28 protein-coding genes and 1 tRNA gene are annotated in these 24,998 nt (G+C 69.7%); 16 read left to right on the top strand and 13 right to left on the bottom strand.

Annotation, left to right across the window (positions count from 1 at the left end; translation table 11 throughout):
- Positions 1-63: 63 nt before the first annotated feature.
- The 4 genes from VC184_RS08670 to VC184_RS08655 all read left to right on the top strand — a co-directional run bounded on the left by VC184_RS08670 (position 64) and on the right by VC184_RS08655 (position 3,528).
- A complete protein-coding gene (locus tag VC184_RS08670) occupies positions 64-534 on the top strand; it encodes a DUF501 domain-containing protein (protein ID WP_274178046.1) in 471 nt (156 codons plus the stop codon).
- Positions 531-1,796, top strand: coding sequence for a S8 family serine peptidase (locus VC184_RS08665; protein WP_323985782.1), 1,266 nt, complete (start codon positions 531-533; stop codon positions 1,794-1,796). The genes VC184_RS08670 and VC184_RS08665 overlap by 4 nt, the downstream gene beginning before the upstream one ends.
- 43 nt (positions 1,797-1,839) lie before the next feature.
- Positions 1,840-3,276, top strand: coding sequence for an NAD(P)/FAD-dependent oxidoreductase (locus VC184_RS08660; RefSeq protein WP_112618016.1), 1,437 nt, complete (start codon positions 1,840-1,842; stop codon positions 3,274-3,276).
- A 179-nt stretch (positions 3,277-3,455) separates the two neighbouring features.
- A tRNA-Leu gene (locus tag VC184_RS08655) sits at positions 3,456-3,528 on the top strand.
- Here VC184_RS08655 and VC184_RS08650 read toward each other — a convergent pair.
- Positions 3,488-4,396 carry an EamA family transporter gene (locus tag VC184_RS08650; protein WP_274178044.1) on the bottom strand — a complete coding sequence of 303 codons (909 nt, stop codon included), beginning with the start codon at positions 4,394-4,396 and terminating at the stop codon, positions 3,488-3,490. The two genes, VC184_RS08655 and VC184_RS08650, sit on opposite strands and share 41 nt — an antisense overlap.
- Before the next feature lie 42 nt (positions 4,397-4,438).
- On the opposite strand from VC184_RS08650, the gene VC184_RS08645 reads away from it, so the two are divergent.
- From VC184_RS08645 to ilvA, 4 genes are all read left to right on the top strand, one after another.
- On the top strand, positions 4,439-4,918 hold the full coding sequence (locus VC184_RS08645; protein WP_274177990.1) for a MarR family winged helix-turn-helix transcriptional regulator: 480 nt from the start codon (positions 4,439-4,441) through the stop codon (positions 4,916-4,918).
- Between the two features lie 78 nt (positions 4,919-4,996).
- Positions 4,997-5,563 carry a LemA family protein gene (locus VC184_RS08640; RefSeq protein ID WP_282501036.1) on the top strand — a complete coding sequence of 189 codons (567 nt, stop codon included), beginning with the start codon at positions 4,997-4,999 and terminating at the stop codon, positions 5,561-5,563.
- 64 nt (positions 5,564-5,627) lie between these two features.
- Entirely contained in the window at positions 5,628-6,809 is a 1,182-nt protein-coding gene (locus VC184_RS08635; protein ID WP_323985780.1) for an AI-2E family transporter, read from the top strand.
- Positions 6,806-8,032: a threonine ammonia-lyase gene (gene ilvA / locus VC184_RS08630; protein ID WP_282501035.1), complete on the top strand. Its 1,227-nt coding sequence runs from the start codon at positions 6,806-6,808 to the stop codon at positions 8,030-8,032. The genes VC184_RS08635 and ilvA overlap by 4 nt, the downstream gene beginning before the upstream one ends.
- A 25-nt stretch (positions 8,033-8,057) precedes the next feature.
- Here the strand turns inward: ilvA and greA are convergent, their stop codons facing one another.
- Positions 8,058-8,549, bottom strand: coding sequence for a transcription elongation factor GreA (gene greA / locus VC184_RS08625; RefSeq protein WP_112618021.1), 492 nt, complete (start codon positions 8,547-8,549; stop codon positions 8,058-8,060).
- Positions 8,550-8,633: 84 nt separating this feature from the next.
- Positions 8,634-9,029, bottom strand: a complete 396-nt coding sequence (locus tag VC184_RS08620; RefSeq protein ID WP_112618022.1) for a DUF4307 domain-containing protein — start codon at positions 9,027-9,029, stop codon at positions 8,634-8,636.
- An 80-nt stretch (positions 9,030-9,109) separates the two neighbouring features.
- Here VC184_RS08620 and VC184_RS08615 point away from each other — a divergent pair, with 80 nt between their 5' ends.
- On the top strand, positions 9,110-9,355 hold the full coding sequence (locus VC184_RS08615; RefSeq protein WP_112618023.1) for a hypothetical protein: 246 nt from the start codon (positions 9,110-9,112) through the stop codon (positions 9,353-9,355).
- A gap of 34 nt (positions 9,356-9,389) precedes the next feature.
- On the opposite strand, the gene trhA is transcribed toward VC184_RS08615, so the two are convergent.
- Entirely contained in the window at positions 9,390-10,082 is a 693-nt protein-coding gene (gene trhA, locus VC184_RS08610; protein ID WP_274178043.1) for a PAQR family membrane homeostasis protein TrhA, read from the bottom strand.
- A gap of 96 nt (positions 10,083-10,178) precedes the next feature.
- Here trhA and VC184_RS08605 point away from each other — a divergent pair, with 96 nt between their 5' ends.
- A complete protein-coding gene (locus tag VC184_RS08605; protein WP_112618024.1) occupies positions 10,179-10,955 on the top strand; it encodes an isoprenyl transferase in 777 nt (258 codons plus the stop codon).
- Positions 10,956-11,147: 192 nt separating this feature from the next.
- A complete protein-coding gene (locus tag VC184_RS08600) occupies positions 11,148-12,503 on the top strand; it encodes a PhoH family protein (protein WP_407667094.1) in 1,356 nt (451 codons plus the stop codon).
- Positions 12,504-12,542: 39 nt separating this feature from the next.
- Here the strand turns inward: VC184_RS08600 and VC184_RS08595 are convergent, their stop codons facing one another.
- From VC184_RS08595 to xseA, 7 genes are read right to left on the bottom strand one after another with little or no spacing between them, the layout of a single operon-like run.
- Positions 12,543-13,196, bottom strand: a complete 654-nt coding sequence (locus VC184_RS08595; protein WP_112618025.1) for a response regulator transcription factor — start codon at positions 13,194-13,196, stop codon at positions 12,543-12,545.
- Positions 13,193-14,167 (bottom strand): sensor histidine kinase, encoded by a 975-nt coding sequence (locus VC184_RS08590; RefSeq protein WP_181574278.1) that lies wholly within the window; start codon positions 14,165-14,167, stop codon positions 13,193-13,195. The genes VC184_RS08595 and VC184_RS08590 overlap by 4 nt, the downstream gene beginning before the upstream one ends.
- A gap of 10 nt (positions 14,168-14,177) precedes the next feature.
- Positions 14,178-15,572 (bottom strand): class II fumarate hydratase, encoded by a 1,395-nt coding sequence (locus VC184_RS08585; RefSeq protein WP_274177986.1) that lies wholly within the window; start codon positions 15,570-15,572, stop codon positions 14,178-14,180.
- Positions 15,573-15,601: 29 nt separating this feature from the next.
- Positions 15,602-16,279: a carbonic anhydrase gene (locus VC184_RS08580; RefSeq protein ID WP_274177985.1), complete on the bottom strand. Its 678-nt coding sequence runs from the start codon at positions 16,277-16,279 to the stop codon at positions 15,602-15,604.
- On the bottom strand, positions 16,276-16,917 hold the full coding sequence (locus VC184_RS08575) for a DUF4245 family protein (RefSeq protein ID WP_274177984.1): 642 nt from the start codon (positions 16,915-16,917) through the stop codon (positions 16,276-16,278). Before VC184_RS08575 ends, VC184_RS08580 begins: the two co-directional genes overlap by 4 nt.
- Positions 16,917-17,150, bottom strand: coding sequence for an exodeoxyribonuclease VII small subunit (locus tag VC184_RS08570; protein ID WP_023950420.1), 234 nt, complete (start codon positions 17,148-17,150; stop codon positions 16,917-16,919). Before VC184_RS08570 ends, VC184_RS08575 begins: the two co-directional genes overlap by 1 nt.
- 10 nt (positions 17,151-17,160) lie before the next feature.
- Complete coding sequence (gene xseA / locus VC184_RS08565) at positions 17,161-18,471, bottom strand: exodeoxyribonuclease VII large subunit (RefSeq protein ID WP_323985778.1); 1,311 nt, start codon at positions 18,469-18,471, stop codon at positions 17,161-17,163.
- Positions 18,472-18,529: 58 nt separating this feature from the next.
- On the opposite strand from xseA, the gene VC184_RS08560 reads away from it, so the two are divergent.
- Together VC184_RS08560 and VC184_RS08555 are read left to right on the top strand one after the other, a co-directional pair.
- Positions 18,530-19,591: a 4-hydroxy-3-methylbut-2-enyl diphosphate reductase gene (locus VC184_RS08560; protein WP_274177982.1), complete on the top strand. Its 1,062-nt coding sequence runs from the start codon at positions 18,530-18,532 to the stop codon at positions 19,589-19,591.
- Positions 19,588-20,169, top strand: coding sequence for a DUF6264 family protein (locus VC184_RS08555; protein WP_112618031.1), 582 nt, complete (start codon positions 19,588-19,590; stop codon positions 20,167-20,169). Before VC184_RS08560 ends, VC184_RS08555 begins: the two co-directional genes overlap by 4 nt.
- Positions 20,170-20,240: 71 nt before the next feature.
- Here VC184_RS08555 and fbaA read toward each other — a convergent pair whose 3' ends face one another.
- Positions 20,241-21,269, bottom strand: a complete 1,029-nt coding sequence (gene fbaA / locus VC184_RS08550; protein WP_274177980.1) for a class II fructose-bisphosphate aldolase — start codon at positions 21,267-21,269, stop codon at positions 20,241-20,243.
- Between the two features lie 210 nt (positions 21,270-21,479).
- Between fbaA and glpX the strand changes: the two genes are divergently transcribed.
- On the top strand, positions 21,480-22,469 hold the full coding sequence (glpX, locus tag VC184_RS08545) for a class II fructose-bisphosphatase (protein ID WP_323985776.1): 990 nt from the start codon (positions 21,480-21,482) through the stop codon (positions 22,467-22,469).
- A gap of 130 nt (positions 22,470-22,599) precedes the next feature.
- Complete coding sequence (locus tag VC184_RS08540) at positions 22,600-22,782, top strand: UDP-N-acetylmuramyl pentapeptide phosphotransferase (protein WP_240309861.1); 183 nt, start codon at positions 22,600-22,602, stop codon at positions 22,780-22,782.
- A 36-nt stretch (positions 22,783-22,818) separates the two neighbouring features.
- On the opposite strand, the gene VC184_RS08535 is transcribed toward VC184_RS08540, so the two are convergent.
- Positions 22,819-24,066 (bottom strand): DNA recombination protein RmuC, encoded by a 1,248-nt coding sequence (locus VC184_RS08535; protein WP_274177978.1) that lies wholly within the window; start codon positions 24,064-24,066, stop codon positions 22,819-22,821.
- 98 nt (positions 24,067-24,164) lie between these two features.
- On the opposite strand from VC184_RS08535, the gene VC184_RS08530 reads away from it, so the two are divergent.
- A complete protein-coding gene (locus tag VC184_RS08530) occupies positions 24,165-24,827 on the top strand; it encodes a DUF6226 family protein (protein WP_282501030.1) in 663 nt (220 codons plus the stop codon).
- The last annotated feature ends 171 nt before the right edge of the window (positions 24,828-24,998 follow it).

The raw sequence follows: 24,998 nt of genomic DNA, 5'->3' as shown, positions 1-24,998 counted from the left end.
CGGTAGCCTGTCAGAGTGACTGCTCCCGCTCTGACGCCCGCGACCGACGCCGACCTCGAGGTCATGCGCGAGCAGCTGGGACGCCCGATGCGCGGCGTGGTCGGGATCGCGGCGCGTTGCGTGTGCGGCAACCCGACGGTCGTGTCGACCGAGCCGCGGCTGCCCGACGGCACGCCGTTCCCGACGTTCTACTACCTGACCCACCCCGGTGCCACCGCCGCGATGTCGGCCCTCGAGGCGACCCACGTGATGCGCGAGCTCTCCGACCTGCTGGCCGACGACTCCGACATCGCCGCGGCCTATCGGAGCGCCCATGAGAAGTACCTCGCCGACCGCGCCGCGTACGGTGAGGTCGAAGAGATCGCGGGGATCTCCGCCGGGGGCATGCCGACGCGCGTCAAGTGCCTGCACGCCGTCGCGGCCCACGCCCTCGCGGCGGGGCCGGGGGTCAACCCCATCGGCGACCTCGCGCTGGAGCGATCCACCTGGTCGCCCGAGCGGTGCACGTGCGCGAACCCCCGGGTGGCCGCGTGACGCGGCGCGTCGGGCGGCTTCTGCGCGCGGCCGTCGTCGGCGTGCTCGTCGTCACCACGACGACGGCCGGTGCGGTGGTGCCTCCGACAGACCCCGCGCGTCAGGCGGAGTACTGGCTCGACGACTACGGCATCCGCACGGCGTGGCAGACCACGCGCGGTGCAGGTACGACGATCGCGGTCATCGACACCGGCATCGGACGCGGACCGGCCGAGTTCGAGGGGGCGGTCACCGCCGGAGCGGACTTCTCGGGCTCGGGCAGCGCCGACGGCCGCACTCCTGTGGGAGGCGACGACCGCGACCACGGCAGCTGGGTCGCCTCGCTCGCGGCATCCCGCGGCACCGGCCCGGACACCGGGATGATCGGCGTGGCTCCCGAGGCGAAGCTGCTGTCGCTCTCGATCGGCTTCGGCGGCAGCTCCGACATCCCGTTCGCCACGCAGGTCGCCGATGCCATGACGTGGGCTGTGGACCACGGGGCCGACGTCATCAACCTCTCGTTCACGACGAACCTGCTCGAATGGGACCCGTCGTGGGACACGGCCTTCCAGTACGCCTACGACCACGACGTCGTGGTCGTCGTGGCCGCGGGCAACCGGGGGACCGGAACCGACCGCGTCGGAGCGCCGGCGACGATTCCGGGTGTGCTCACGGTGGGCGGCGTCGACCGAGGCGGGCTCGCGAGCCAGGAGGCCTCGACGCAGGGCATCACGATCGGCATCTCCGCGCCGAGCGAGGGGCTGCTCGGGGTTTCCGCCGACGGACGCATCGTCGTATGGGACGGCACGAGTGGCGCAGCCCCCATCGTCGCGGGCGTCGCGGCCCTGGTGCGCTCGGCGCACCCCGGGCTCGACGCGAACAACGTCATCAACCGCATCATCAAGACCGCGCGCGCGGTGCCCGGCGTCTCGGCGAAGCCCGACCCGCTCTACGGCTACGGACTGTTGGATGCCGCTGCCGCGGTGAACACCGCCGTTCCGGCGGTTTCGGAGAACCCGATGGGTGATCTCGCCGAGTGGGTGCGCATCTACCGTCGGGCAGAGCAGGCGCCGGCGCCGCAACCCTCGACATCGCCGGTCGCGCTTCCGGAGATCCCGGCCGCGGATCCGCCGTCCGAGGCTGGTTCGCCGCTGCTGCCGAGCCTGAACACGCTCCTGTACGGGACCGTCCCGCTCGTGGGTGTGACCATCGCCGCTATACTGGTGGCGCTCGGCGTCACTGCTGCTGTCCGGCGCATCCGATCGGCCCGCGCGTCGCGCTAGCCGAGCCCCCGATCAAGGAGTTCTTCCGAACGTGTCCACATCTGTGCCCCAGATCCTCGTCGTCGGTGGCGGCTACGCCGGCTTCTACACTGCGTGGAAGCTCGAGAAGCACCTCCGCAAGGGTGAGGCCGAGGTCACCATCGTCGACCCGCTGCCGTACATGACCTACCAGCCGTTCCTCCCCGAGGTCGCGGCCGGTGAGATCGAAGGCCGCCACGTCGTCGTCGGCCTCCGTCGTCATCTCAAGCGCACGAACGTCGTCAACGCGAAGGTCACCAAGATCGACCACGCGAACAAGGTCGCCACGATCACCCCCGCTCAGGGCGAGCCGTGGGAGCACCGTTACGACCAGATCGTCGTGACCGCGGGTGCTGTCTCGCGCACGTTCCCGATCCCGGGCATTGCGGACAACGCGATCGGCCTGAAGACGGTCGAAGAGGCCATGGCCATCCGCGACCGCATCCTCACGAACTTCGACCGCGCGGCGAACCTGCCGGCCGGTCCCGAGCGCGACCGCCTGCTGACCGTCGTCGTGGTCGGCGGCGGCTTCGCGGGCATCGAGGTGTTCGCCGAGCTGCGCGCGATGGCGTCGTCGCTCCTCAAGAGCTACCCCCAGCTCCGTTTCGAGGACACGCACTTCCACCTCATCGAGGCGATGGGCCGCATCATGCCCGAGGTCTCCCTCGAGACCAGCCAGTGGGTCCTCAAGGACCTCGCGAAGAAGGGTGCCAACGTGCACCTCGACACGCAGGTGCAGGGCGCCGAGGGCGGCAACGTCGCGCTGTCGACGGGTGAGGTCATTCCCACCGACGTCATCATCTGGACCGCCGGCGTCATGGCGAACCCGACGGTCGTCCGCGGCAGCGACCTGCCCGTCGAGGAGCGCGGTCGCATCCGTACGCGCGCTGACCTGCGCGTCGGGACGCCCGAGGAGATCGTCGAGGGCGCCTGGGCTGCCGGTGACATCTCGGCCGTTCCCGACCTCACCGGCGGCGGCGTGGGCGGGTACTGCGTGCCCAACGCGCAGCACGCCGTACGCCAGGCCAAGCTGCTCGCGAAGAACCTCGTCGCGGTTCTCCGCGGTGAGACGCCTCGCGAGTACTTCCACAAGAACCTCGGCGCAGTCGCCGGTCTCGGCCTCGGCAACGGTGTCTTCCAGTCCGGCAAGATCGCGATCAAGGGCTTCTTCGCCTGGGTCGCGCACCGCGGCTACCACGGCCTCGCGATGCCGTCTTGGGAGCGCAAGTGGCGCGTCGTCGGCGACTGGTGGATGAACTTCTGGCTCGGCCGCGACAACGTCGCGCTCCAGGGCACGCTCACCCCGCGCGCCGCGTTCGAGGAGTTCGCCGCGCGTCCGCGTCCCGCTCAGCCGGCCGCGGAGAACCCGCAGCCGCCGATCGACCCGAAGAGCGTCGCGAAAGACGAGGGCGCCGCAGCGGTCGCTCCCGCCGAGAAGGACAACAAGGTCGACGCGAACTGATTTCGCCCGTCACGACGAGGCCCCCGCACCGCACGGTGACGGGGGCCTCGTCGTTTCTGCGCAGTGCGCTCAGTTGGCAGGTTGCGCCGCTTCGTGGGGTGCGAGTGGGCGTGTGCTGCCAGGTGAAGGGTCACCCCTGGGCCCGAGCGGCCACCCGGGGGCCGGTAACGTGGGACCGGGCCCCCGTAGCCCAATGGCAGAGGCAGGCGACTTAAAATCGCTTCAGTGTGGGTTCGAGTCCCACCGGGGGTACGTCGGGGATCTTCGGGCCCCGCTGTGCGACGGCGGCGGTCACCGAAGCGAGCACCGTGACGAGGCCGGCGGTTTGGAGGGCGCTCAGCGTCTCGCCGGCGACGAGCAGCCCGAGCAGGACCGCCACGACGGGGCTCAACAGCCCCAGGAACGCCGGAAGGCGCGTCGGCAGCGCCCGCACGCCGCGGAACCACAGCAGGTAGGCGAGCGCCGTGCCGATGAGCGTGAGGTACGCGTAGGCCCCGAGTTCGGGCGCGGTGGGAAGCGCGTCCGGCAGCGGCTCGAGGAACGCCGTGAGCACCGCGAGCAGGATCCCGCCCGTGACGAGCTGCCACGCTGTGATCGTGAGCGGCGGCTGCCCCGCGCCCCAGCGCTTCGTCAGGACTGTGCCGACGGCCATCGAGACTGCGCCGCCGAGCGCCGCGGCGATACCGATCGGGTCGAGGTCGGCGCCTCCGGGCGCGACGATCATCCCGACGCCGATGACACCGGCGACTCCGGCGATCGACGTCAGCACGGTCAGCCGCTCGGAGAGGATCCACCAGCCGAGCATTGCGACGATGAGCGGCTGGATCCCGCCGACGACGGCTGCCACGCCGCCGGGTAGCCGGTCGGCGGCGACGAAGAGGCACCCGAAGAAGACCGTGAAGTTGAGGGCGCCGAGGATCCAGGCGCGCCACCACCACGACCCGGTGGGCAGACGTCGGGCCACGAGAAGCAGGATCAGCCCGGCCGGCAGCGCGCGCACGGTCGCGATGAGCAGCGGATGCCCCGGCGGAAGGAACGTCGTCGTGGTCAGGTACGTGGTTCCCCAGACCAGGGGCGCGATGGCGGTCAGGGGAACGAATGCGGTCCGATTGCTAAGCACTTAGTGACTATAGCTCAGTGCTTAGCCAGTAGGATCGAGGACATGGACCGCGTCGACCGGATTCTGGAACAGTGGGCGCGTGAGAGGCCCGGCCTCGACGTGACCCCGATGGCGGTCATCGGGCGGCTCGGGCGGGCGGCGGCCGCCGTCGATGCGCGCCTCGCGGCCACGTTCGTGCGTCACGGTATCGACGCGGCGACCTTCGATGTGCTTGCGACGCTCACCCGGCAGGGGAAGCCCTATGAGCTGACGCCCGCTGAGCTCGCGGCGGATGCCATGATCACCTCGAGCGCCGTCGCCCAGCGGCTGAACCGGCTCGAGGGCCTGGGCTACGTCAGCCGCCATCCTGACCCCGCGGACGGACGGGGGAAGATCGTGCGCCTGACCCCGAAGGGGCTCCGGGTGGTCGACCGCGTCCTCCCGGACCATCTGGAGAGCGAGCGTGCGGTGCTCGCGCCGCTCACCGAGAGCGAACGGTCTCAACTCGCCGTGCTCCTGTCCCGGCTCGCCCCGGGTGGGTAAGACCTGCGAGTTCGCGTGCGTGGCCGGTTCGGCCGGATACGCCCTGGTTAGACTGGTCGCGGAGAAGGGGGACATGCAATGGAGTGGCTGATCCCGGTCATCGTCATCGTCGCACTGCTTGCCGTGATCGGCATCTACCTGTGGGCGACCTACAACTCGCTCGTGGCGTTGAACGTCCGCGTCGACGAGGCCTGGAGCGACATCACCGTGCAACTGAAGCGGCGCGCGGACCTTCTCCCGAACCTCATCGACACGGTGCGCGGCTATGCCGCACACGAGAAGGCGGTCTTCGAGAACGTCACCCGTGCTCGTGCCGAGATCCTTTCTGCGAACGGGCCGGCCGAGGCGGGAGTAGCCGAGGGGCACGTCCAGCAGGCGTTGAAGTCGCTGTTCGCGGTCGCCGAGGCGTATCCACAGCTCCAGGCGAGCCAGAACTTCCTGCAGCTGCAGCAGGCGATCGTCGACACCGAGGACAAGATCCAGGCGTCGCGTCGCTTCTACAACGGCGGCGTGCGAGAAATGAACACGAAGATCAAGGTGTTCCCCAACAACCTCTTCGCGCGCAGCCTCGGGTTCTCCGAACGAGAGTTCTTCGAGGTTCAGAACGGCGCGGCGATCGCGGAGCCGCCGCGCGTGCAGTTCTGAGCGGACGCTCTGAGACCGCCCCCGACGGTCGGACGCGCCCGCGGCGCAGTCTTAGACTGGCCGGATGAGCGACGACAAGGTCGGGCGGTCCTTCTTCGACGCCCTGCGCACCCGAACCGTTGCCACCGAGACGTCGACGGGAATTCCCCGGGGCCTGCGTTTGGCCACGGCGTACTCCTGGCGGCTGCTCGTGGTCGCTGCCGCCGCGGGCGTGGCCATCTGGATCATCATCCAGCTCAAGCTGCTCGTCATCCCGCTGCTCATCGCGATCCTGATCGCGGCGCTGCTCTGGCCGGGTCTGCTCTGGATGCTGGAGCACCGTGTGCCGCGCTGGGCGGCGATCGTGGTGAGCGTGCTCGCGACCATCGCCGTCATCTCGGGCCTCCTCTGGCTCGCGATCTGGCAGATCAGCCGGCAGTGGTCTTCGGTTCAGGCGAGAACGGTCGAAGCCGTCGGCCAACTTCGTCAGTACCTCATCGACGGTCCGCTCCATCTCACTTCGACGGAGATCGACGGTCTGCTCCAGCAGGGCTGGGGCTTCCTCGAACAGCAGGCGTCACTCCTGTGGTCGGGCGCCCTCGCCATCGGCTCCACCGTGGGGCACGTCGCGACCGGAGCGCTGCTCGTGCTCTTCATCCTGCTGTGCATCCTCGCCGACGGCGGGCGCATCTGGCGTTGGGTCGTCCGGCTCTTTCCCCGTCAGGCTCGTCCGGCGGTCGACGGCGCCGGCCGGACGGGGTGGCGCACCGTCGTGACCTACGCGCGCACCCAGCTGCTCGTCGCGACGATCGACGCAACCGGTATCGGTCTGGGCGCCCTCTTCCTCGGCGTGCCGCTCGCGGCCCCGATCGCTGTGCTCGTGTTCCTCGGTGCCTTCATCCCCTTCGTGGGGGCCGTGGTCACGGGGGCCCTCGCCGTCTTCCTCGCGCTCGTCTACAACGGCCCCTGGATCGCGCTGTGGATGCTCGTCATCGTGCTCGGCGTGCAGCAGCTCGAGGGGCACATCCTGCAGCCGCTCCTCATGGGCTCGGCGGTGAAGGTCCACCCGCTCGCCGTCGTCATCGTCGTCGCCGGCGGTGCGATGATCGCCGGCATTCCCGGGGCCCTGTTCGCGGTTCCGCTGGCCGCATTCATCAACGTCGTCGTGCTCTACGTGTCGCGACGTTCGTGGGAGACCGGGGTCGCCCCGCGGCCCGATGAGATGATCTGGAGCACCGTGCCCCGAGACCGGAGGAAGAACGCATGACCGGACCCACTCCGGCCGACCTCGACGCCGCAGCGGCCGTGCTCGACGGCGTCGTCACCCGCACGCCGATGGAGTACTCCGAGCACCTCTCGGATCTCCTGGGCGTGCCCGTGCACCTGAAGCTCGAAAACCTGCAGCGCACCGGCTCGTTCAAGATCCGCGGAGCGACCTACCGCCTCTCCCGCCTCACCGAGGAAGAACGCGCGCGCGGCGTCGTCGCGGCGTCGGCCGGCAACCACGCCCAGGGCGTCGCGCTCGCAGCGCAGAAGCTCGGTATCCGGGCGACGATCTTCATGCCGCTCGGCGTCCCCGTCCCCAAGCTCCTCGCCACCCGCGGTTACGGCGCCGATGTCGTGCTCGAGGGCGCGACGGTCGAGACGCCCCTGCGCCTGGCCGCCGAATTCGCCGAGCGCACCGGTGCCGTGCTGATCCATCCGTTCGACCACCCCGACGTCATCACGGGCCAGGGGACTCTCGGACTCGAGCTCGTCGACCAGGTGCCCGACATCGAAACACTCCTGATCCCGATCGGGGGAGGCGGTCTCATCGCCGGCGTCGCCGCCGCAGTGAAGGGCCGCGCTGCCGCCGAGGGGCGCCGCGTGCGCGTGATCGGGGTGCAGGCGGAGAACGCGGCTGCGTATCCATCGTCGCTGGCTGCAGGGATGCCGCTCGCGGTCGAGACGACCCCGACGATCGCCGACGGCATCGCGGTCGCCCGCCCCGGCGACGAGACGTTCGCGGTCATCCGCGAGCTCGTCGACGAGGTCGTCACGGTCTCGGACGACGACATCGCCCGTGCGCTTCTGGTGCTGCTCGAGCGCGCGAAGCAGGTCGTCGAGCCCGCCGGCGCAGTGGGTGTCGCAGCCATCCTCGCGGGCAAGGTGACGGCGTCGGGCCCAACGGTCGCGGTGCTCTCGGGCGGCAACATCGACCCTCTGCTGCTGCAGCGCGTCGTCGCCCACGGCCTCGCGGCATCCGGTCGGTACATGACGCTGCAGATCCCGCTTCCCGATCGGCCCGGCCAGCTGGCTCGCGTCTCGGAGCTCCTGTCGGTCGCGGGCGCGAACGTCATCGAGGTGCTGCACACCCGCCACGGGCAGGGGCTGCAGATCAGCGAGGTGATCCTCCAGCTGAGCGTCGAGACGCGGGGTGAGGAGCACCGCGCTCAGGTCATCGCGATCCTCGAGGATGCCGGCTTCGCGCCGACGGTCGTCGCCGATTGACGGACGCCGGCGCGAAGCTCGCGGGTCACTGGCCCGAGTAGGTCTCGACCTTGACGATCTCGACGGAGATGTCGCGCCCGTTCGGCGCGGTGTACGAGGTCTTGTCGCCCTCCTTGAGGCCGAGGATGGCCTCGCCGAGCGGTGACGCCTCGCTGTAGACATCGAGCTCTGAGCCGGCCGCGATCTCGCGGCTGCCGAGGAGGAAGACCTCCTCGCCGCCGGCGACGAGCGCGGTGACGACGGTGCCCGAGAGCACGGTGCCGTCGGATTCGGGAGCCTCTCCGACGGTCGCGTCCTTGAGCAGCTGCTGCAGCGTGCGGATGCGCGCCTCCTGCTTGCCCTGCTCGTCCTTCGCGGCATGGTAGCCGCCGTTCTCCTTCAGGTCGCCCTCCTCGCGCGCGGCCTCGATGCGCTTGGCGATCTCCTCGCGGCCCGTCGTCGAGAGGTGTTCGAGCTCCGCGACGAGACGGTCGTAGGCGTCCTGCGTGAGGAAGGTGACGGGAGCGTCGTTCGACATGTGATCTCCTTGGACTGGCGCGGCGCACAGCCGCCTATGGCGAACGCCCCGGCATCCGACCGGGGCGCACAAGAAATGCCTAGACTACGGGATCCAGCAAGAGGTCACCAAACCATTGGTCGCCAGCGCCACGGTCGGGATGGTCTCGGTGAACGCTCGTGAGACACCGTCAGCGGCCGGATACTCGACGACCCGCCACCCGACGACGCCGTGCTCGGTGTCCTGGGCCTCGAGGGCGCACGCGAGCGGCTTGTCTCGCGCGCCGCTGACCTGGAACGAGACGACCACCGAGTGCTCGTCGATCACCTGGAATCCGGTCGCGTCGGTGTCGACGGAGTCGATGGCGCCGGTCACGGTCGTCCAGGCGACGAGTCCGAGAACGCTTGCCCCCACCACCGCAGCGGCACCGATCAGAATCCGCCGGGACCGCTTCTCACGCGTCCGACCGTAGCGCTGGTCGAGCTTGAGCTGCGTGGTCATGATGACGGTCTCCGGGGTGGTTCTGACGGGATTAGGCTGGTGGTTCCAGGCTAAGCGCTTCTCGCGCAGATCGAGGAACCATGAACTCCCTCCTGTGGCTCACGTCGGCGGCGACACCGCTCCCCGAGATCACGGTCGACCCCACGTCGGTCACGCCCGGCCCGTGGGGCTTCGGAGCGATCGTGATCCTGACGATCGCCGTCGTGCTCCTCCTGCTCGACATGCTGCGACGGGTACGTCGGGGCCGATACCGTGCCGAGGTGCGCGAGCAGCTCGACGAAGAGGATGCCGCCGCTCGCGGCGAACGGGACGCCGACACGCGCTGACCTAGGGGGCCGTCGGCCTCGTCCCTCCGCGACCTCAGCCCGCGTGATACGCGGGCTCGAGCGCGATGAGGAGGCACGCCGTCCAGTGGCAGAGGAATGCCAGGACCGTGCAGACGTGGAAGATCTCGTGGAAGCCGAAGTGGCCCGGCCACGGGTTCGGCTTCTTCAGCGCGTAGACCACCGCGCCGCCGCTGTAGAGCAGGCCGCCGATGATCACCAGGATCATCATGGCGGCGTTGGCCTGGAACAGCGGAACGATGTACATCACCGCGGCCCAGCCCAGCGCGAGATAGAGCGCGACATAGAGCCAGCGCGGTGCGTGTATCCAGAACACGCGGAAGAAGATGCCCGCGATCGCTCCGCCCCACACCAGCGACAGCAGCAGCACCGTCTGCTCGGTGGGAAGGGCCAGCACCGCCAGCGGCGTGTACGTTCCGGCGATCAGGAGAAGGATGTTCGCGTGGTCGATCCGCTTGAGGATCGCCTTGGTGCGCGGCTTCCAGTCGAACCGGTGGTAGAGCGCGGAGTTGCCGAACAGCAGCAGCGAGGTGGTCATGAACACGGCGCTCGCCCACTTGGCCGGCGCGCCCTGTGCGAGCACGATCAGAACGATGCCTGCGGCGATCGCGACGGGGAAGGTCGCCGCGTGGATCCAGCCCCGCCACGACGGGCGCAGCTCGACCTGAGCGCTGACGGCAGCGGCGTCCAATAGGGGAAGCTGGGGCATCTCGACGCCCTCATCGGGTGCGGGTCGGGTCACAACACGAGCGTACGCTCTGGCATATGCCAGCGTTCACATGAGGGCGAGGAGTAACGTGGGGGAGTGGCTGCGAACCGCGGACGAGGACCCCTCTATCGCCTGTATGCGTCCCGGCTGCGCCGGCACCTGACGCCGGAGACCGTTCCGCATCACGTCGCGATGATGATCGACGGCAACCGTCGGTGGGCGCGCCAGGCGGGTTACCCCACGCCCGCCGAGGGCCACCGCGCCGGAGCCGCGAAGATGCACGAGTTCCTGCGCTGGTGCGACGAGCTCGGCATCCGCGTCGTCTCGCTCTATCTGCTCTCGCACGACAACCTCGCCAAGCGCGACTCGCGCGAACTCGCCGACCTGCTCGAGATCATCGCCGAGCTGGCCGAGACGCTCTCGAGCGAGCCGGGGTGGCGCGTGCAGCACGTGGGCCGCGCGGGCCAGCTGCCCGAGGATCTCGCCCGCGTGCTCGCCAAGGCGGAGGACCGCACGCGCGAGAACACCGGTCTGCACGTCAACCTCGCCGTGGGTTACGGCGGGCGGGGCGAGATCGTGGATGCGGTGCGGAGCATCATCACGAGCCACCACGAGCGCGGCGGATCTATGGAGGAGCTCGCGGAGAGTCTGACGCCCGAGCAGATCGGCGAGCACCTCTACACCGGTGGCCAGGCCGACCCCGATCTCGTCATCCGCACCTCCGGCGAGCAGCGCCTCAGCGACTTCCTGCTCTGGCAATCGGCGCACAGCGAGTTCTACTTCGTCGAGGCGCTCGGACCCGACCTGCGTGAAGTGGACTTCCTGCGCGCGATTCGCGACTTCGCGACGCGCGACCGCCGCTTCGGCGGCTGACGCGCCAAGCACGGCACGCAGAGTTCACGTTCGCGAAACCTTCGCGGGCGTGTCGCGCTGGCGGGCTGCCGGTCGCCCGCCGTACTGTCATCGCAACGGGCACGGCGCCCGTTCGAGTCGGCCTTCTCACGACTCGTGACCCCTGGTCGACTCGTGTGAATCGGGTGAGACACCCGAGGCGGGGAGTGGGTTGTGGCCGCACGAGCAACAGAGCAGCAGCGTCACGTCATCCACGGCGGAGGTGACGAGCTCGACCAGGAGCTGCGCACCTACGTGCTGGACACGTCGGTCCTGCTGAGTGATCCGCGAGCATTGTTCCGCTTCGCCGAGCATTCGGTCGTCGTCCCCGTCGTGGTCGTCACCGAGCTCGAGGGCAAGCGGCACGATCCCGAGATCGGCTATTTCGCCCGCCAGGCGCTGCGCCACCTCGACGACCTGCGGGTCGAGCACGGCCGGCTCGACTTCCCCGTTCCCGTCGGCGAGGGCGGCACTCTGCGGGTGGAGCTGACGAACACCGACCCCTCGGTGCTCCCCGCCGGGATGCGGCTGGGTGACAACGACACGCGCATCCTCGCCGTCGCGATGCACCTCGCTCAGGAGGGGCAGCCGGTCACGGTCGTCTCGAAAGACCTGCCGATGCGGGTCAAGGCGGCTTCGCTGGGCATCAGCGCGGAGGAGTACCTCGCCGAGCAGGCTGTGGACTCCGGATGGACCGGCATCGCGAACATCGACCTCTCCGGCGACGAGATGAGCGATCTCTACGAGAGCGAGGTCGCCACGAGTGACGAGGTGCGCGGCGTCCCGGTCAACACCGGGCTGGTCATCCACTCCGAGCGGGGGTCTGCCCTCGGGCGTGTGACGGGGCCGGGCTCGTTCCGCCTCGTGCGGGGCGATCGTGACGTGTTCGGACTGCACGGACGCTCGGCGGAGCAGCGGATCGCGATCGACCTCCTGCTCGACCCGGATGTCGGCATCGTCTCGCTCGGCGGTCGCGCGGGCACGGGAAAGTCCGCGCTCGCGCTGTGCGCTGCCCTCGAGTCGGTGCTCGAACGGCAGCAGCAGCGCAAGATCATCGTCTTCCGCCCGCTCTTCGCCGTCGGCGGTCAGGAGCTCGGGTACCTTCCCGGCGACGCCCAGGAGAAGATGAACCCCTGGGGTCAGGCCATCTTCGACACTCTGGGCTCGGTTGTCTCGGGCAACGTGGTCGAGGAGATCATCGCGCGCGGGCTGCTCGAGGTGCTGCCGCTGACGCACATCCGCGGTCGCTCGTTGCACGATGCCTTCGTCATCGTCGACGAGGCCCAGTCGCTCGAGCGCAACGTGCTGCTGACGGTACTCAGCCGCATCGGTCAGAACTCCCGCGTCGTCCTCACCCACGACGTCGGCCAGCGCGACAACCTGCGGGTCGGCCGGCACGACGGCATCGCCTCCGTGATCGAGACGCTCAAAGGCCACGACCTGTTCGGCCACGTGACGCTCACGCGCTCGGAGCGGTCGGCGATCGCGGCGCTCGTGACGGATCTGCTCGAGGCGGGCGAACTCAGCTGATCCCGGATGAGGTCGGCCTCGGAAATACCGGGGCCGGCCTCAATCCCAGCGGTACCCCTCGCCGCGTACCGTGACGATGCGCGAGGCGCCGACCTTGCCCCGCAGGTAGCGCACGTAGACGTCGACCACGTTCGACCCCGGGTCGAAGTCGAGCTCCCAGACGCGGCTCAGCAGTGTCTCGCGGCTGAGCACCTCGCCGGCATGGCGGAGGAACTGCTCGGCGAGCGCGAACTCCCGTGCGGAGAGGTCGATGTCGCGACCGTCGACGGTCGCGCGTCGGGTCAGCATGTCGAGGCTGACGCCGTCGCGGGTGATCACGGTCGTCGGGCCCGCGCTCTCGCGCAGCCGCGAGCGTACCCGGGCGAGGAGTTCGGCGACGACGAACGGCTTGGACACGTAGTCGCTCGCCCCCGCATCCAACCCTTCGACGGTGTCGTTCGTTCCGCTCCGAGCGGTGAGCATGATGACGGGCACAGCCGATCCGGACGCGCGGAGGCGGCGCAGCACCTCGAACCCATCGATTCCCGGAAGCCCGACGTCGAGGATGACGAGGTCGACCTCCTCGCCCTCGAGCAGGTCGAGCGCCGTCTCACCGTCCTCGGCGACGAGCGGCTCCATGTCGGCGGTGCGTACCGCACGCTCCAGGAGGCCGATGATGTGGGGCTCGTCGTCGACGAGCAGGATGCGGGTCATCCGATCTCCTTGCGCTGGAGGACGACCTCGTCAGCCCGCACCGGCGCGGGGAGGCGCCGGGCCGAGCGGAGCGGGATCGTGATGGTGAAGGTAGCGCCGCCGCCCGCGGTCTCCGTGACCGTGCAGGAACCGCCGTGGCCCTTGGCGATCGCATCGACGATGGCGAGGCCGAGACCCGAGCCGCCGACCGACCGCCGGCGACCGCCGCGATCGAATCTGCGGAAGATGCGATGCCGGGCCGCGGGCGGGATGCCGGGGCCGTGGTCGCGCACCCAGAGGTGGAAGGCGCCCGCGTAAATGCCGCTGCCGAGCTCGATCGCGGTTCCCACCGGGGTGTGCTTGGCGGCGTTGTCGGCCAGCTGCAGCCATGCCTGGAGCAGGCGGTCGGCGTCGCCGTGGATGATCCCGCGCTGCGTCGATTCGACGGCCCAATCGTGCCCGGGGATGACGGTGACGAGGTCGACCACGCGCTGGGTCAGGCTCTCGATGTCGACCTCGTCGAGGGCGAACCGCTCGCCCTCGACCGAGGCCAAGAGATCGATGTCACCGATGAGGCGGGTCATGCGATCGAGTTCGCCGATCGAGATCTCGCGGACGGCGTCGACATCCGCCGGGTCATCGGCATCGACGAGTTCGAGGTGCCCCCTCACGATGGCGATCGGTGTCTTGAGCTCGTGACGCACGTCGTCGAGCAGACGTCGTTGGGCCTCGACCGCCGCGTCGAAGGCGTCCTGAGCCGCCGCCTCGCGCGGCGGGGTGGCCAGGAGCGGCCAGCCGACGAGCCATACCGTCACAAGAGTGCCGGCGCCGGCGACGGCGAAGACCAGAACAGCCGCCCAGGGGAGCTCGACTCCGAGCAGCAGGAACACCAGCAGCGAGCCGATCGCGGCTACGACGAAGCCGGCGCACACGATCGCGAGGACGATCCCCAGGATGCGTGCGCGCCGGGCTTCCGACCGCGACGGGTTCACCCTCCGATTATCAACCAGGGTGCGTCATCGAGAGCAGATCGAGCTTCTCGTCGAGCTGCGCCTCGGTCAGCTCGCCCCGCTCGACGTATCCGAGGTCGATCACGGCCTCGCGGACCGTGATGCCCTTGGCGACGGAGTGCTTGGCGATCTTCGCGGCGGCCTCGTACCCGATGAGCTTGTTCAGCGGGGTGACGATCGACGGCGACATGCCTGCGAACGCGGCGGCGCGTTCGACGTTGGCCTGCAGACCGGCCACCGTCTTGTCGGCGAGCACGCGCACGGCGTTCGAGAGCAGGCGGATCGACTCGAGCAGCGCCGTGCCCATCACCGGGATGGCGACGTTCAACTCGAACGAGCCGGATGCCCCGGCCCACGCGACCGTCGCGTCGTTGCCGATGACCCGGGCCGACACCATCAGCACGGCTTCGGGAACGACCGGGTTGACCTTGCCGGGCATGATGGACGAGCCGGGCTGGAGGTCGGGGATGTGGAGCTCACCGAGACCGGTGTTCGGGCCCGAGCCCATCCAGCGGATGTCGTTGTTGATCTTCGTCAGCGATACCGCGATCGTGCGCAGGGCGCCGGATGCCTCGACGAGGCCGTCTCGGTTGGCCTGCGCCTCGAAGTGGTCCTTCGCCTCGGTGATCGGAAGCTCGGTCTCGGCCGCGAGCAGCTCGATGACCTTCTGCGGGAAGCCGAGGGGCGTGTTGATGCCCGTCCCGACGGCGGTGCCGCCGAGGGGGACCTCGCCGACGCGGGGCAGCACGGCCTGGACGCGCTCGATGCCGAGGCGCATCTGGCGTGCGTAGCCGCCGAACTCCTGACCGAGGGTCACGGGCGTGGCATCCATGAGGTGCGTACGACCGGACTTCACGACGTCCTTCCACTCCTCGGCCTTCGTCTCGAAGGCGACCGCGAGGTGGTCGAGGGAGGGGATGAGGTCGTCGATGAGCGCCTGGGTCACGGCGATGTGCACCGACGTCGGGAAGACGTCGTTCGACGACTGCGACGCGTTGACGTGGTCGTTCGGGTGCACCGTGCTGCCGAGCGCGCGGGTCGCGAGGGTGGCCAGCACCTCGTTCATGTTCATGTTCGACGACGTGCCGGAACCGGTCTGGTACGTGTCGACGGGGAAGTGCGCGTCGTAGCGCCCGGTGACGACCTCATCGGCTGCTCCGGCGATCGCATCGGCGATGGCGGGGTCGAGCGTGCCGAGCTCCTTGTTGGCGAGCGCGGCGGCCTTCTTGATCCGCGCGAGTGCGGCGATCTGGCTCGACTCGAGCCCCGAGCCCGAGATCGGGAAGTTCTCGACCGCGCGCTGGGTCTGCGCGGCGTAGAGGGCGTCCTTCGGGACGCGGACCTCTCCCATGGTGTCGTGCTCGATGCGGTACTCGATGTCGGTCACGTCGTTGTTCCTCTCTCGGTGGGATGTCGTCAGGATGCGGCGTCGTCGTGGACGTCGCCGAGGATGATGGAAGCCTCAGCGGCGCCTTCGCCGAGGCGGTAGTTCGCTCCGATGATGGCCAGTCGGCCCTCGGCGACGGCGGTGCTGATGAGCTCGGACGCGTGGAGCAGCTGACCGACCGTGTCGCGCAGGTGCTCGCGGCCCACGACCTCGGCGTCCACGTTCTCGGCGGTGACGCCGGCGTCGGCTCCTGCCCGCAGGACGCGGCGCACGGCGGGCACGATGGGGGAGATCTGACGCCAGATGAGCGGCGGCAGCGGGGGAGCGTCGATGCCTGTGCTGTCGATCGCGGCACGCACGGCGCCGCAGGCGTCGTGGGCGAGGACGACGATCAGCGGCACGTTCAGCACGGCGACGGCGTACTCGAGGCTGCCGACGACCGAGTCGGAGATGACCTGACCGGCGTTTCGGATCACGAAGAGGTCGCCGAGGCCCTCGTCGAAGATGATCTCAGCCGCGAGGCGCGAGTCGGAGCAGCCGAAGAGCGCGGCGCGCGGAGTCTGCGAGCCGGCGATCTCGTGGCGGCGCTCGACGTCCTGCCGGGGGTGGCGCGGGGCGCCTTCGACGAATCGGATGTTTCCCGCGCGCATCTCGTCCCAGGCTTCCTGGGGCGTAGGGGATGCCGGAGCGGCCGCGGTCGACGTCATGGTGTCTCCTCCTGCAGTTCGACGATCTGGGTCGCGAGGCCGCGCGCAGCGGTGCGCACGGTCTCGGCGTCGATGGCCCCGCCGCCGTAGACGAGGATGGTGTCGACTCCCGCCTGGGTCGTCAGGGCATACGAGATGTTCCCGGCGCGCGCGGGATCGGGGATCTCGAAGACCTCCCACGACACGCCGTCGATGGTCTCGGTCGACGTCGTGCGCGAGCCGCTGACCTGCCGCGACGCCCAGCCGGCATCGGCGTCGAACGCCTGCTGCACGTTGACGTATCCGCTGGCTGGCGCGTAGACGATCTCCCAGGTCTGGACGTCGTCGCCGGCGAGCTCCGCCTTGTTCACGCGCCACGCTTCGGGCACCTCGGGAGCCACGAGCTGGCGACCGATGCCGGAGCCGACATCCGTCGCGACCGCGGCGACGTCGATGCCGGGCTGTTCGGGGACCGAGCCGCGCGGCACGGCGAACACGATGACCGCGACGACGGCCACCGTGACGATGAGGGCGGCGAGCAGGTTCCGCACGTTCTGGCTCGAGCGGTAGACCTGCGACGACGCCGCCTTGCGGGCGGCGGTCTCGTCGGGCGTCTCGGGGCGGCCGAGCTCCGCGACGACGCGGGGCCCCTTGGCCATCACGCGTCGTCCGCGCGCGTGGCGCGCGCTTCGTCGAGCCGGCGCTTGGCGCCGAGCAGCCATTCCTCGCATCGTGCGGCGAGCTGCTCGCCGCGCGTCCACAGGGCGAGCGACTGCTCGAGAGTCGGCGCACCTTGTTCGAGCTCGGCCACGACGCGCACGAGCTCGTCGCGCGCCTGTTCGAAGCTGAGGGTCTCGACGTCGGCGGAGAGCCCTTCGGCCGGCGGAGTCATGTCAGCCATTCTAGGACGGGTCCGCCGGTGCGCCCGCCGCCTCAGCGGGCGCGGCCCCGTCGTCGACGACGCCTTCGGAGCGCGCCGCGAACGCGCCGCGGCCGACGGTGACGGTGACGTGCGAGCCCGCCGGGGCCTGCGCGGCGTCTCGGATGATGACTCCCGCATCGAGATGAGCGATGGCGTAGCCACGGTCGAGTGTGGCGCCCGGCGAGAGCGCCTGGAGTGTGGCGCGGAGCCGGGCGATGTCGTGGCCCGCGGCATCCATGCGGCGCGTCACGACGTCTCGACCGCGCGCCGTGAGGACGTGCAGTTCGTGCGCGCGGGTCGTCATGAGCGATTCCGGATTGCGCAGCACCGGCCGCGATCGCAGTTGCTCGAGCTGCGCGAGATCGTGCGAGACGCGCTGCGTGAGGCGCGTACGGGCGCGGCTGCGCAGCTGCTCGACGAGCGCGCGCTGCTCCACGACGTCGGGCACGACCCGCTTGGCGGCATCCGTCGGCGTCGACGCGCGGAGGTCGGCGACGTCGTCGAGGAGCGGATGGTCGTTCTCGTGGCCGATCGCCGACACCACCGGCGTCGTCGCCGCGGCCACGGCCCGCAGCAGCCTCTCGTCGCTGAAACCGAGGAGTGTCTGCGGGTCGCCGCCGCCGCGCGCTATGACGATCACATCGACCTCCGGGTCGGCGTCGAGGGCGCGCAGAGCCGCGATCGTCTCGGGAACGCACCGATCGCCCTGCACCGCCGCGTGCACCGTGCGGAAGGTGACGTGCGGCCAGCGCAGCTCGGCGTTGCGGTGCACGTCGCGTTCCGCGTCGCTGCGCTCACCCGTGATCAGGCCGATCATATGGGGGAGGAACGGCAGGCTCCGCTTGCGGGACGGATCGAACAGACCTTCCGCCCGCAGCTTCGCGCGTAGACGCTCGAGCTGGACGAGCTGATCGCCGAGACCTGTCGGTCGCATGGCCGACACCGTGAACGAGAAGTCGCCGGACTTCACGAAGTAGTCGCTCTTGACGCACGCGACGACGCGGTCGCCGACCTGCGGGCTCGAGCCGAGGCGCTGCAGGGTGCTCGACCAGAGGCGGAACGAGAGCGCGGCATCCGCTTCGGCGTCCTTCAGGCGGCCGAAGACATGACCGCCGCGGAGGTTCCAGGAGGTGATCTCGCCCTCGACCCACACGGCGTTCCACCGCTGCACGAAGTCGCGGATGGTCTCGTTGAGCCGCGAGATCGAGGTCGGCGTCTGCGGCGACGAATCGCGAGGATGGACGGCATCCGGCGGCGGCGTCTGATCGGGCGCGGTCTCGAACGACGGCATGGGGCTCCTCACGGCCGGTTCCGAGCGGCTGGCAGGATGCGCCTCGTAGAATCGAGGAGTGAGCACTCCCGCCGTCCGGCTGCCCGTTCCCCGCGTGCCGGGGCGTCACGGCCGTCTCCAGGATATCCCTGTGGGCGCCGCCAAGCGGGTGCTCCTGGCAGCTCCGCGAGGATACTGCGCCGGAGTCGACCGCGCCGTCGTCGCGGTCGAGAAGGCGCTGGAACGCTTCGGTGCGCCCGTCTACGTGCGCAAGCAGATCGTGCACAACATCCACGTCGTGCGCGAGCTCGAGGAGCGCGGCGCCGTCTTCGTCGACGAGGTCGACGCGGTGCCCGAGGGCGCGCACGTCGTCTTCAGCGCGCACGGGGTGTCTCCCGCGGTGGTCTCGGCGGCGTCCGATCGGGGGCTGCAGGCGATCGACGCGACCTGCCCGCTCGTGACCAAGGTGCACCGTGAGGCCGTGAGGTTCGCGCGCGACGACCGCGAGATCCTGCTGATCGGCCACGAGGGGCACGAGGAGGTCGAGGGGACCGCCGGCGAGGCGCCCGAGCACATCACGATCGTGACGTCGCCCGAACACGCAGACACCGTCGAGGTGCGCGACCCGTCGCGGGTCGTCTGGCTCTCGCAGACCACGCTCTCCGTCGACGAGACGATGGAGACCGTTCGGCGGCTGCGCGTGCGGTTCCCCGAACTGCAGGATCCGCCCTCGGACGACATCTGCTACGCGACCCAGAACCGCCAGGTCGCCATCAAGAAGATCGCCGCCGAAACCGACCTGGTGATCGTCGTGGGGTCGGCGAACTCGTCCAACAGTGTGAGGCTCGTCGAGGTCGCGCTCGAGTACGGCGCTCGCGCCGCGTACCGCGTCGACTATGCCGATGAGATCCGGCAGGAGTGGCTCGACGGCGTCCGGACGGTCGGGGTCACGAGCGGCGCTTCGGTACCCGAGGTGCTCGTGCAGCAGGTGCTCTCCAGTCTCGCGGATGCCGGTTACGCCGATGTCGACGAGATCCGAACGGCCGAGGAAGACCTCATGTTCTCCCTGCCGAAGGAGCTGCGCACGGATGCCGCCGGGAAGCAGGACGCCCGCGCACGCGGCGGACGGGGGCGGTCATGAGCGAGCAGGAACGTCCGCGCCCGCAGTACGGCGAGTACGCCACCCCCGAGGAGCAACGCGCCCGCATCGCGGCACTGGGCGGGGAAGCACCGCACCCCGATGTGGTCGAGACGGCGCAGGTGCCGGCCGGCTCAGCGGCACCCCGTCCCCATGAGTCCGCACGACAGCAGCTTCCCTCGCCGCGCCCGACCACGTCGGCTGCGCGCCCCACGCGGCTCGCCGACCGGATCATCACGGTCGCGCTGCTCGCGTACGGGCTGGTGACGGTGCTCGGAGCCATCCCGCAGCTGGTCGACTTCACGGGCTTCGCGCAGACGTGGATGGACATGGCTGGTATCGACGGGACGCTCGCGGACCCGGCGGGCGGACGGGCGTGGGGCATCGCCGCCGCCGTCGTCTACGGCGCGGGGTGGCTGCTGACCGCGGTGCTGTCGTGGTGGTCGCTGTCGCTGCGGCGGCTGTCGTGGTGGATCCCGCTCGTCGGCGCGATCGTGACATTCATCATCGTGAGCCTGCTGCTGGCGGTGCCGCTGCTGTCCGACCCGGCTGTGCTCGACGGGTTCTCGACCAGCCGCTGACGCGCACCCGAGAACGACAGAACGGCGCCCCGCGAACGAATCCGCGCGGCGCCGTTCCGTGTGGCCGGCGGTCAGCTCTGGGACTGGCCGAACGAGCCGAGCTGGCGGGTCGCCTCGACGACGCGAGCGGCCATGGCCGACTCGGCCTTCTTGCCCCAGGCGCGCGGGTCGTAAGCCTTCTTGTTGCCGACCTCGCCGTCGACCTTCAGGACGCCGTCGTAGTTCTGGAACATGAACCCGGCCACCGAGCGCGTGAACGCGTACTGCGTGTCGGTGTCGATGTTCATCTTCACGACACCGTTCGCGACGGCGAGGGCGATCTCCTCGTCGGTCGAGCCGCTGCCGCCGTGGAAGACGAGGTCGAGGGGCTTCTCGCCGGTGCCGAACTTCGACGCGATGCCGGCCTGGATCTCGCCGAGCAGCTCGGGCTTGAGCTTGACGTTGCCCGGCTTGTAGACGCCGTGGACGTTGCCGAAGGTGAGAGCGGCGATCCAGCGGCCCTGGTCACCGAGCCCGAGAGCCTCGACGACCTGCGAGACGTCACCGGTCGTGGTGTAGAGGGCGTCGTTCGAGCCCTCGTGCTGCACGCCGTCCTCTTCGCCGCCGACGACGCCGATCTCGACCTCGAGGATCGCGCGGATCGCCTTGATGCGGGGAAGCAGCTCCTTGGCGATCTCGATGTTCTCGGCGAGCGGCACGGCCGAGCCGTCCCACATGTGCGACTGGAAGATCGGCTGACCGCCGTCGGCGACGGCCTCCTCCGATGCCGAGATGAGTGGCAGCAGGAAGTCGTCGAGGGCGGGCTTCGGGCAGTGGTCGGTGTGGAGCGCGACCGTGACGGGGTAGTTCTTGGCGACCTCGTGGGCGAACTTCGCGAAGGCGAGCGCACCGGTCGCGCGGCCCTTGACGGTGTGTCCGGCGAAGTAGTCGGCGCCACCGGTCGTGACCTGGATGATGCCGTCGGAGCCGGCCTCGGTCAGGCCCTGAAGAACGGCGTTGATGGACTGCGAGCTGGCGGCGTTGATGGCGGGGTAGGCGAAACCACCGGCCTTCGCGCGATCCAGCATCTCTGCGTACTGTTCGGGGGTGGCGATGGGCATGAGAGCTCCTCAAATCGGCGGTGTTACCGAGCCCACTTTATCGAAGGCCGCTCTCGCCGTCCGCGGGGCGGCCGGAGAAACGACGCTGCTTGTTGTCACGTGTTCGCGACGCGGCTGGATGTACGGATTCGTTAAGAATCCCGATTCCTTCGTGGGCGCGCGGCCGAAAGCGGCGGATCCCCGCGCCTGCCCGCACCTATGCTGTGGCGCATGGTGAGTTTGACCGCCGACATGAGTCCGCTGCATCCCGATCGAAACCTCGCGCTCGAGCTCGTGCGCGCGACAGAGGCGGCGGCGATCCGTTCGGTGCCGTTCATCGGCCGCGGGCAGAAGGAACTCGCCGACGGGGCGGCCGTCGACGCCATGCGCGCGTTCCTCACGACGGTCAACTTCGACGGCGTGATCGTCATCGGCGAGGGTGAGAAGGATGCCGCACCCATGCTCTTCAACGGCGAGAAGGTCGGCACCGGTCGCGGGCCCCAGGCCGACATCGCCGTGGATCCGATCGACGGCACGACCCTCACCGCGGAGGGGCGCAACAACGCGCTCTCGGTCATCGCGGTCGCCGACCGGGGAGCGATGCTCGACGCCTCGTCGGTGTTCTACATGGACAAGCTCGTCACCGGCCCTGCGGGTGTCGGCGTCGTCGACATCCGACTGCCCATCGCCGAGAACATCCGGCGGCTCGCGAAGGCTCTCGGCAAGCCTGTCGATGAACTGGTGGTCTCGGTCCTGAACCGTCCGCGTCACGCGGAGCTGATCCAGGAGATCCGGGATGCCGGCGCGGGCACGCGGCTGATGAGCGACGGCGACGTCGCGGGTGGGATCAACGCGGCCCGGCACAACGCGCGCACGGACATGTGCGTGGGTGTCGGCGGCAGCCCGGAGGGCATCGTCACCGCGTGCGCCATCAAGGCCCTCGGCGGTCACATCCAGGGCCGGTTGTGGGCGCGCGACGACGACGAGAAGCAGCGCGGCATCGACGCCGGGCTCAACCTCGACGGTCACGTCTACGAGGCCGACGATCTCGTCCGCGGCAAGAACACGATCTTCGTGGCGACCGGTGTGACCAACGGCGAGCTCGTCGGGGGCGTTCGGCGCGAAGGCGACTACGTGTACACCGAGAGCGTGGTGCTGCGCGGCGCGTCGGGGACGCTGCGTCGGATCACCTCGGAGCACCTCACATCCAAGTGGCTCTGAACTCGGTCGGGTAACTATCACGACACGACTGCGTGTCAACCACTGATGCTCCCAGCAAGGCTCTGTCAGAATGGCAGCGGTATCAACGGCGATGACCACCCTTACGTCAGCACCCGGGAGAACCATGTCGATGACAGCAAACAACCCGCCGACCGGCCAGGTCGCGGTGACGATCGACCCCGCTCGACGTCCGGACGTGCTGCTGCGTCGGCGCCACCCCGAGGGACATCAGATGAGTGCCTGGTGGATGATCGGCGCCTTCCTCGCCGTCTCCGTCGCCGTCGTCGGCCTCGTCAACATGTTCCCGGCCTGACCGGACAGCTCGCCTCCCTTCCCCTCCGCCGACGCGTCACAGCCGTTCGCGAAGCTCGCCGACGTCCGCGCTGAGCAGCTCGGGAGCCGTCGTCATCCGCGTCGACGTCTCGATCGGGCTCGGCGCGCTCGTTGCCTCGAGCCGTGTCTCGTCGATGCCCGGGAACTTCCGCGCCGTCACGAGCACCCTGCTCTCGAGCGTCCCCACGAACTTGTTGTAGGACTCGACCGTCCGCTCGATCGCACGGCGCAGGTCGCCGGCGTGGGAGGCAAGCCCTCCGAGACGCTGGTACAGCTCGTTGCCGAGGTCGAACAGGCGCCGGGCCTCGTCGGAGACGTCTTGCTGGGTCCACGTGTATGCCACGGTCTTCAGCACCGCCCACAGGTTGACCGGTGACGCGAGTGCGACGCGCCGGCTGAAGGCGTAGTCGAGCAGCGCGGGGTCTTCGTCGAGCGCCGCCGCGAGAAGCGATTCGCTCGGGATGAAGCAGACGACGAACTCGGGACTCGAGCTCAGGCCCTGCCAGTAGGCCTTCTTCGCGAGGGCGTCCACGTGGGCGCGCACCGCCTTGACGTGCGCCGTCAGCAACGCTTTGCGGCGTCGCGCCTCCTCACCCTGCGCGGTGACGGGTATCGCGCTCGCCTCGAGATACGAGTCGAGCGGCACCTTCGCGTCGACCGCGAGCGCCTTGTCGCCGGGGAGACGGACGATCAGGTCGGGGCGCCCCGCGCCGCTGTCGGACGAGATGCTGGACTGCAGCTCGAAGTCGACGTAGCGGGTGAGGCCGGCGGACTCGACGATGCGTCGCAGCTGCGTCTCGCCCCAGACGCCACGGGCCGCGCTCGAGCGCAGGGCGCCGGCGAGCGACTCCGTCGTCGAACGCAGCGCCTCGTCGGTCTCGCGTCCGAGTCGCAGCTGCTCCGCGACCGAACCGAACTGCTCGCTGCGTTCGCGTTCGAGGAGCTCGACCTTGGCCTGCATCGCCTGCAGCGACTCCTGGACGGGGGCGAGCGCTCGCAAGACCGCCTGCTCGCGGCGTTCGCGTTCGTCGCGAGCGGCCTGGTCGAGCCGCGCCTGGGTTCCCAGCTCGCGCTGCAGCTCGCGCTGTCGTTCCAGTTGCTCGGCGTGGGCGTCGCGCTCGGCCTCAGCAACGGCCGCGCGAGCCTCGAGACGGACTCGGTCGGCTGCTCCCTCGCGTGAGGTGCGCGCGGAGCCCGCGAACCAGCCACCCGCGGCGGCGATCGCGGCGACGACGATGAGGATGAAGACGAGAGCGGCGTCCATGTGTCCAGGATGCCCGGTGGCTCTGACATCGCACGGAGGCGGGGCGTGCGGCGCGGCTCTCTCCGCGCCCGGAGCGGACGGTGCGGCAGGATGTCGGCATGAAAGGCTACGTGCGCCCGACCATCGACACGCCGGTGTTCCGCGATGCCGACGGCGCGGTCATCGAGTACGGCAGACGTTGGCCGGGATCGCCTCCAGAAGACGCCTATTCGGTCGACACGCACCCGGAGCGCTTCGCGCCGCTGCATGCTGTCGGCGATGCGCTCATCGCTCACCTAAGCGAGACATTCGAGGTCGACGTCGAGGAGGGTGTTGAGGTCGCCTCAGATCTGAACAGACCGAGCTCTTTCGCTGTGCTCCGTGCGGTGCGCCTGCAGCCCGCCGACCCGCAGTGCGCATCGGTGACTTTCGTTTTCGATGCGTATCCGGGTCTCTCGGTGCACTCGGGACTGCTGCATGACGCTCACTACCCCCATTGCGGGTGCGACGCATGTGACGAGGAATGGCGGTCTGTCGCAGACGAACTCGAGGAGCAGGTCTTCGCGGTCGTGACGGGGAACTTCCGCGAGGCTATCGTGCCCGGCGCCGAGCTTCCGGTGGAGCACGCGTTCACATTCCCCGAGGGCAGCCGATCCGGCCAATCGCGCGTGGAGGACTTTCCGGTGCAGCGGCTGTCGAGCGCCGCGGAGGTGCTCCGCACCGCGGCGGACGGGTGGGCACCGTGGCCGCGCACGCAGGCGTCGCCGGGTGATGGCGCGTAGTCCCGCACTCCCGCGCGCGGCGCTGACATGGAATCATCAATCGGCCGCGCTGAGCAGGCGACCAGGGCGAACCGAACGATGGACTCGTCAGAACCGTGGAAGCCGGGGTCGGGTGGGTCTGTGCACGCTCAATCGGTGACCGGTACCGGCGAAACGGCGAGCTGCGTACGC

The sequence above is a fragment of the Microbacterium plantarum genome (assembly GCF_035231185.1).
GTDB lineage: Bacteria > Actinomycetota > Actinomycetes > Actinomycetales > Microbacteriaceae > Microbacterium > Microbacterium plantarum.
The sequence above is the reverse complement of the archived record's forward strand: the minus strand, read 5'-3'. Positions and strand labels throughout refer to the sequence as shown.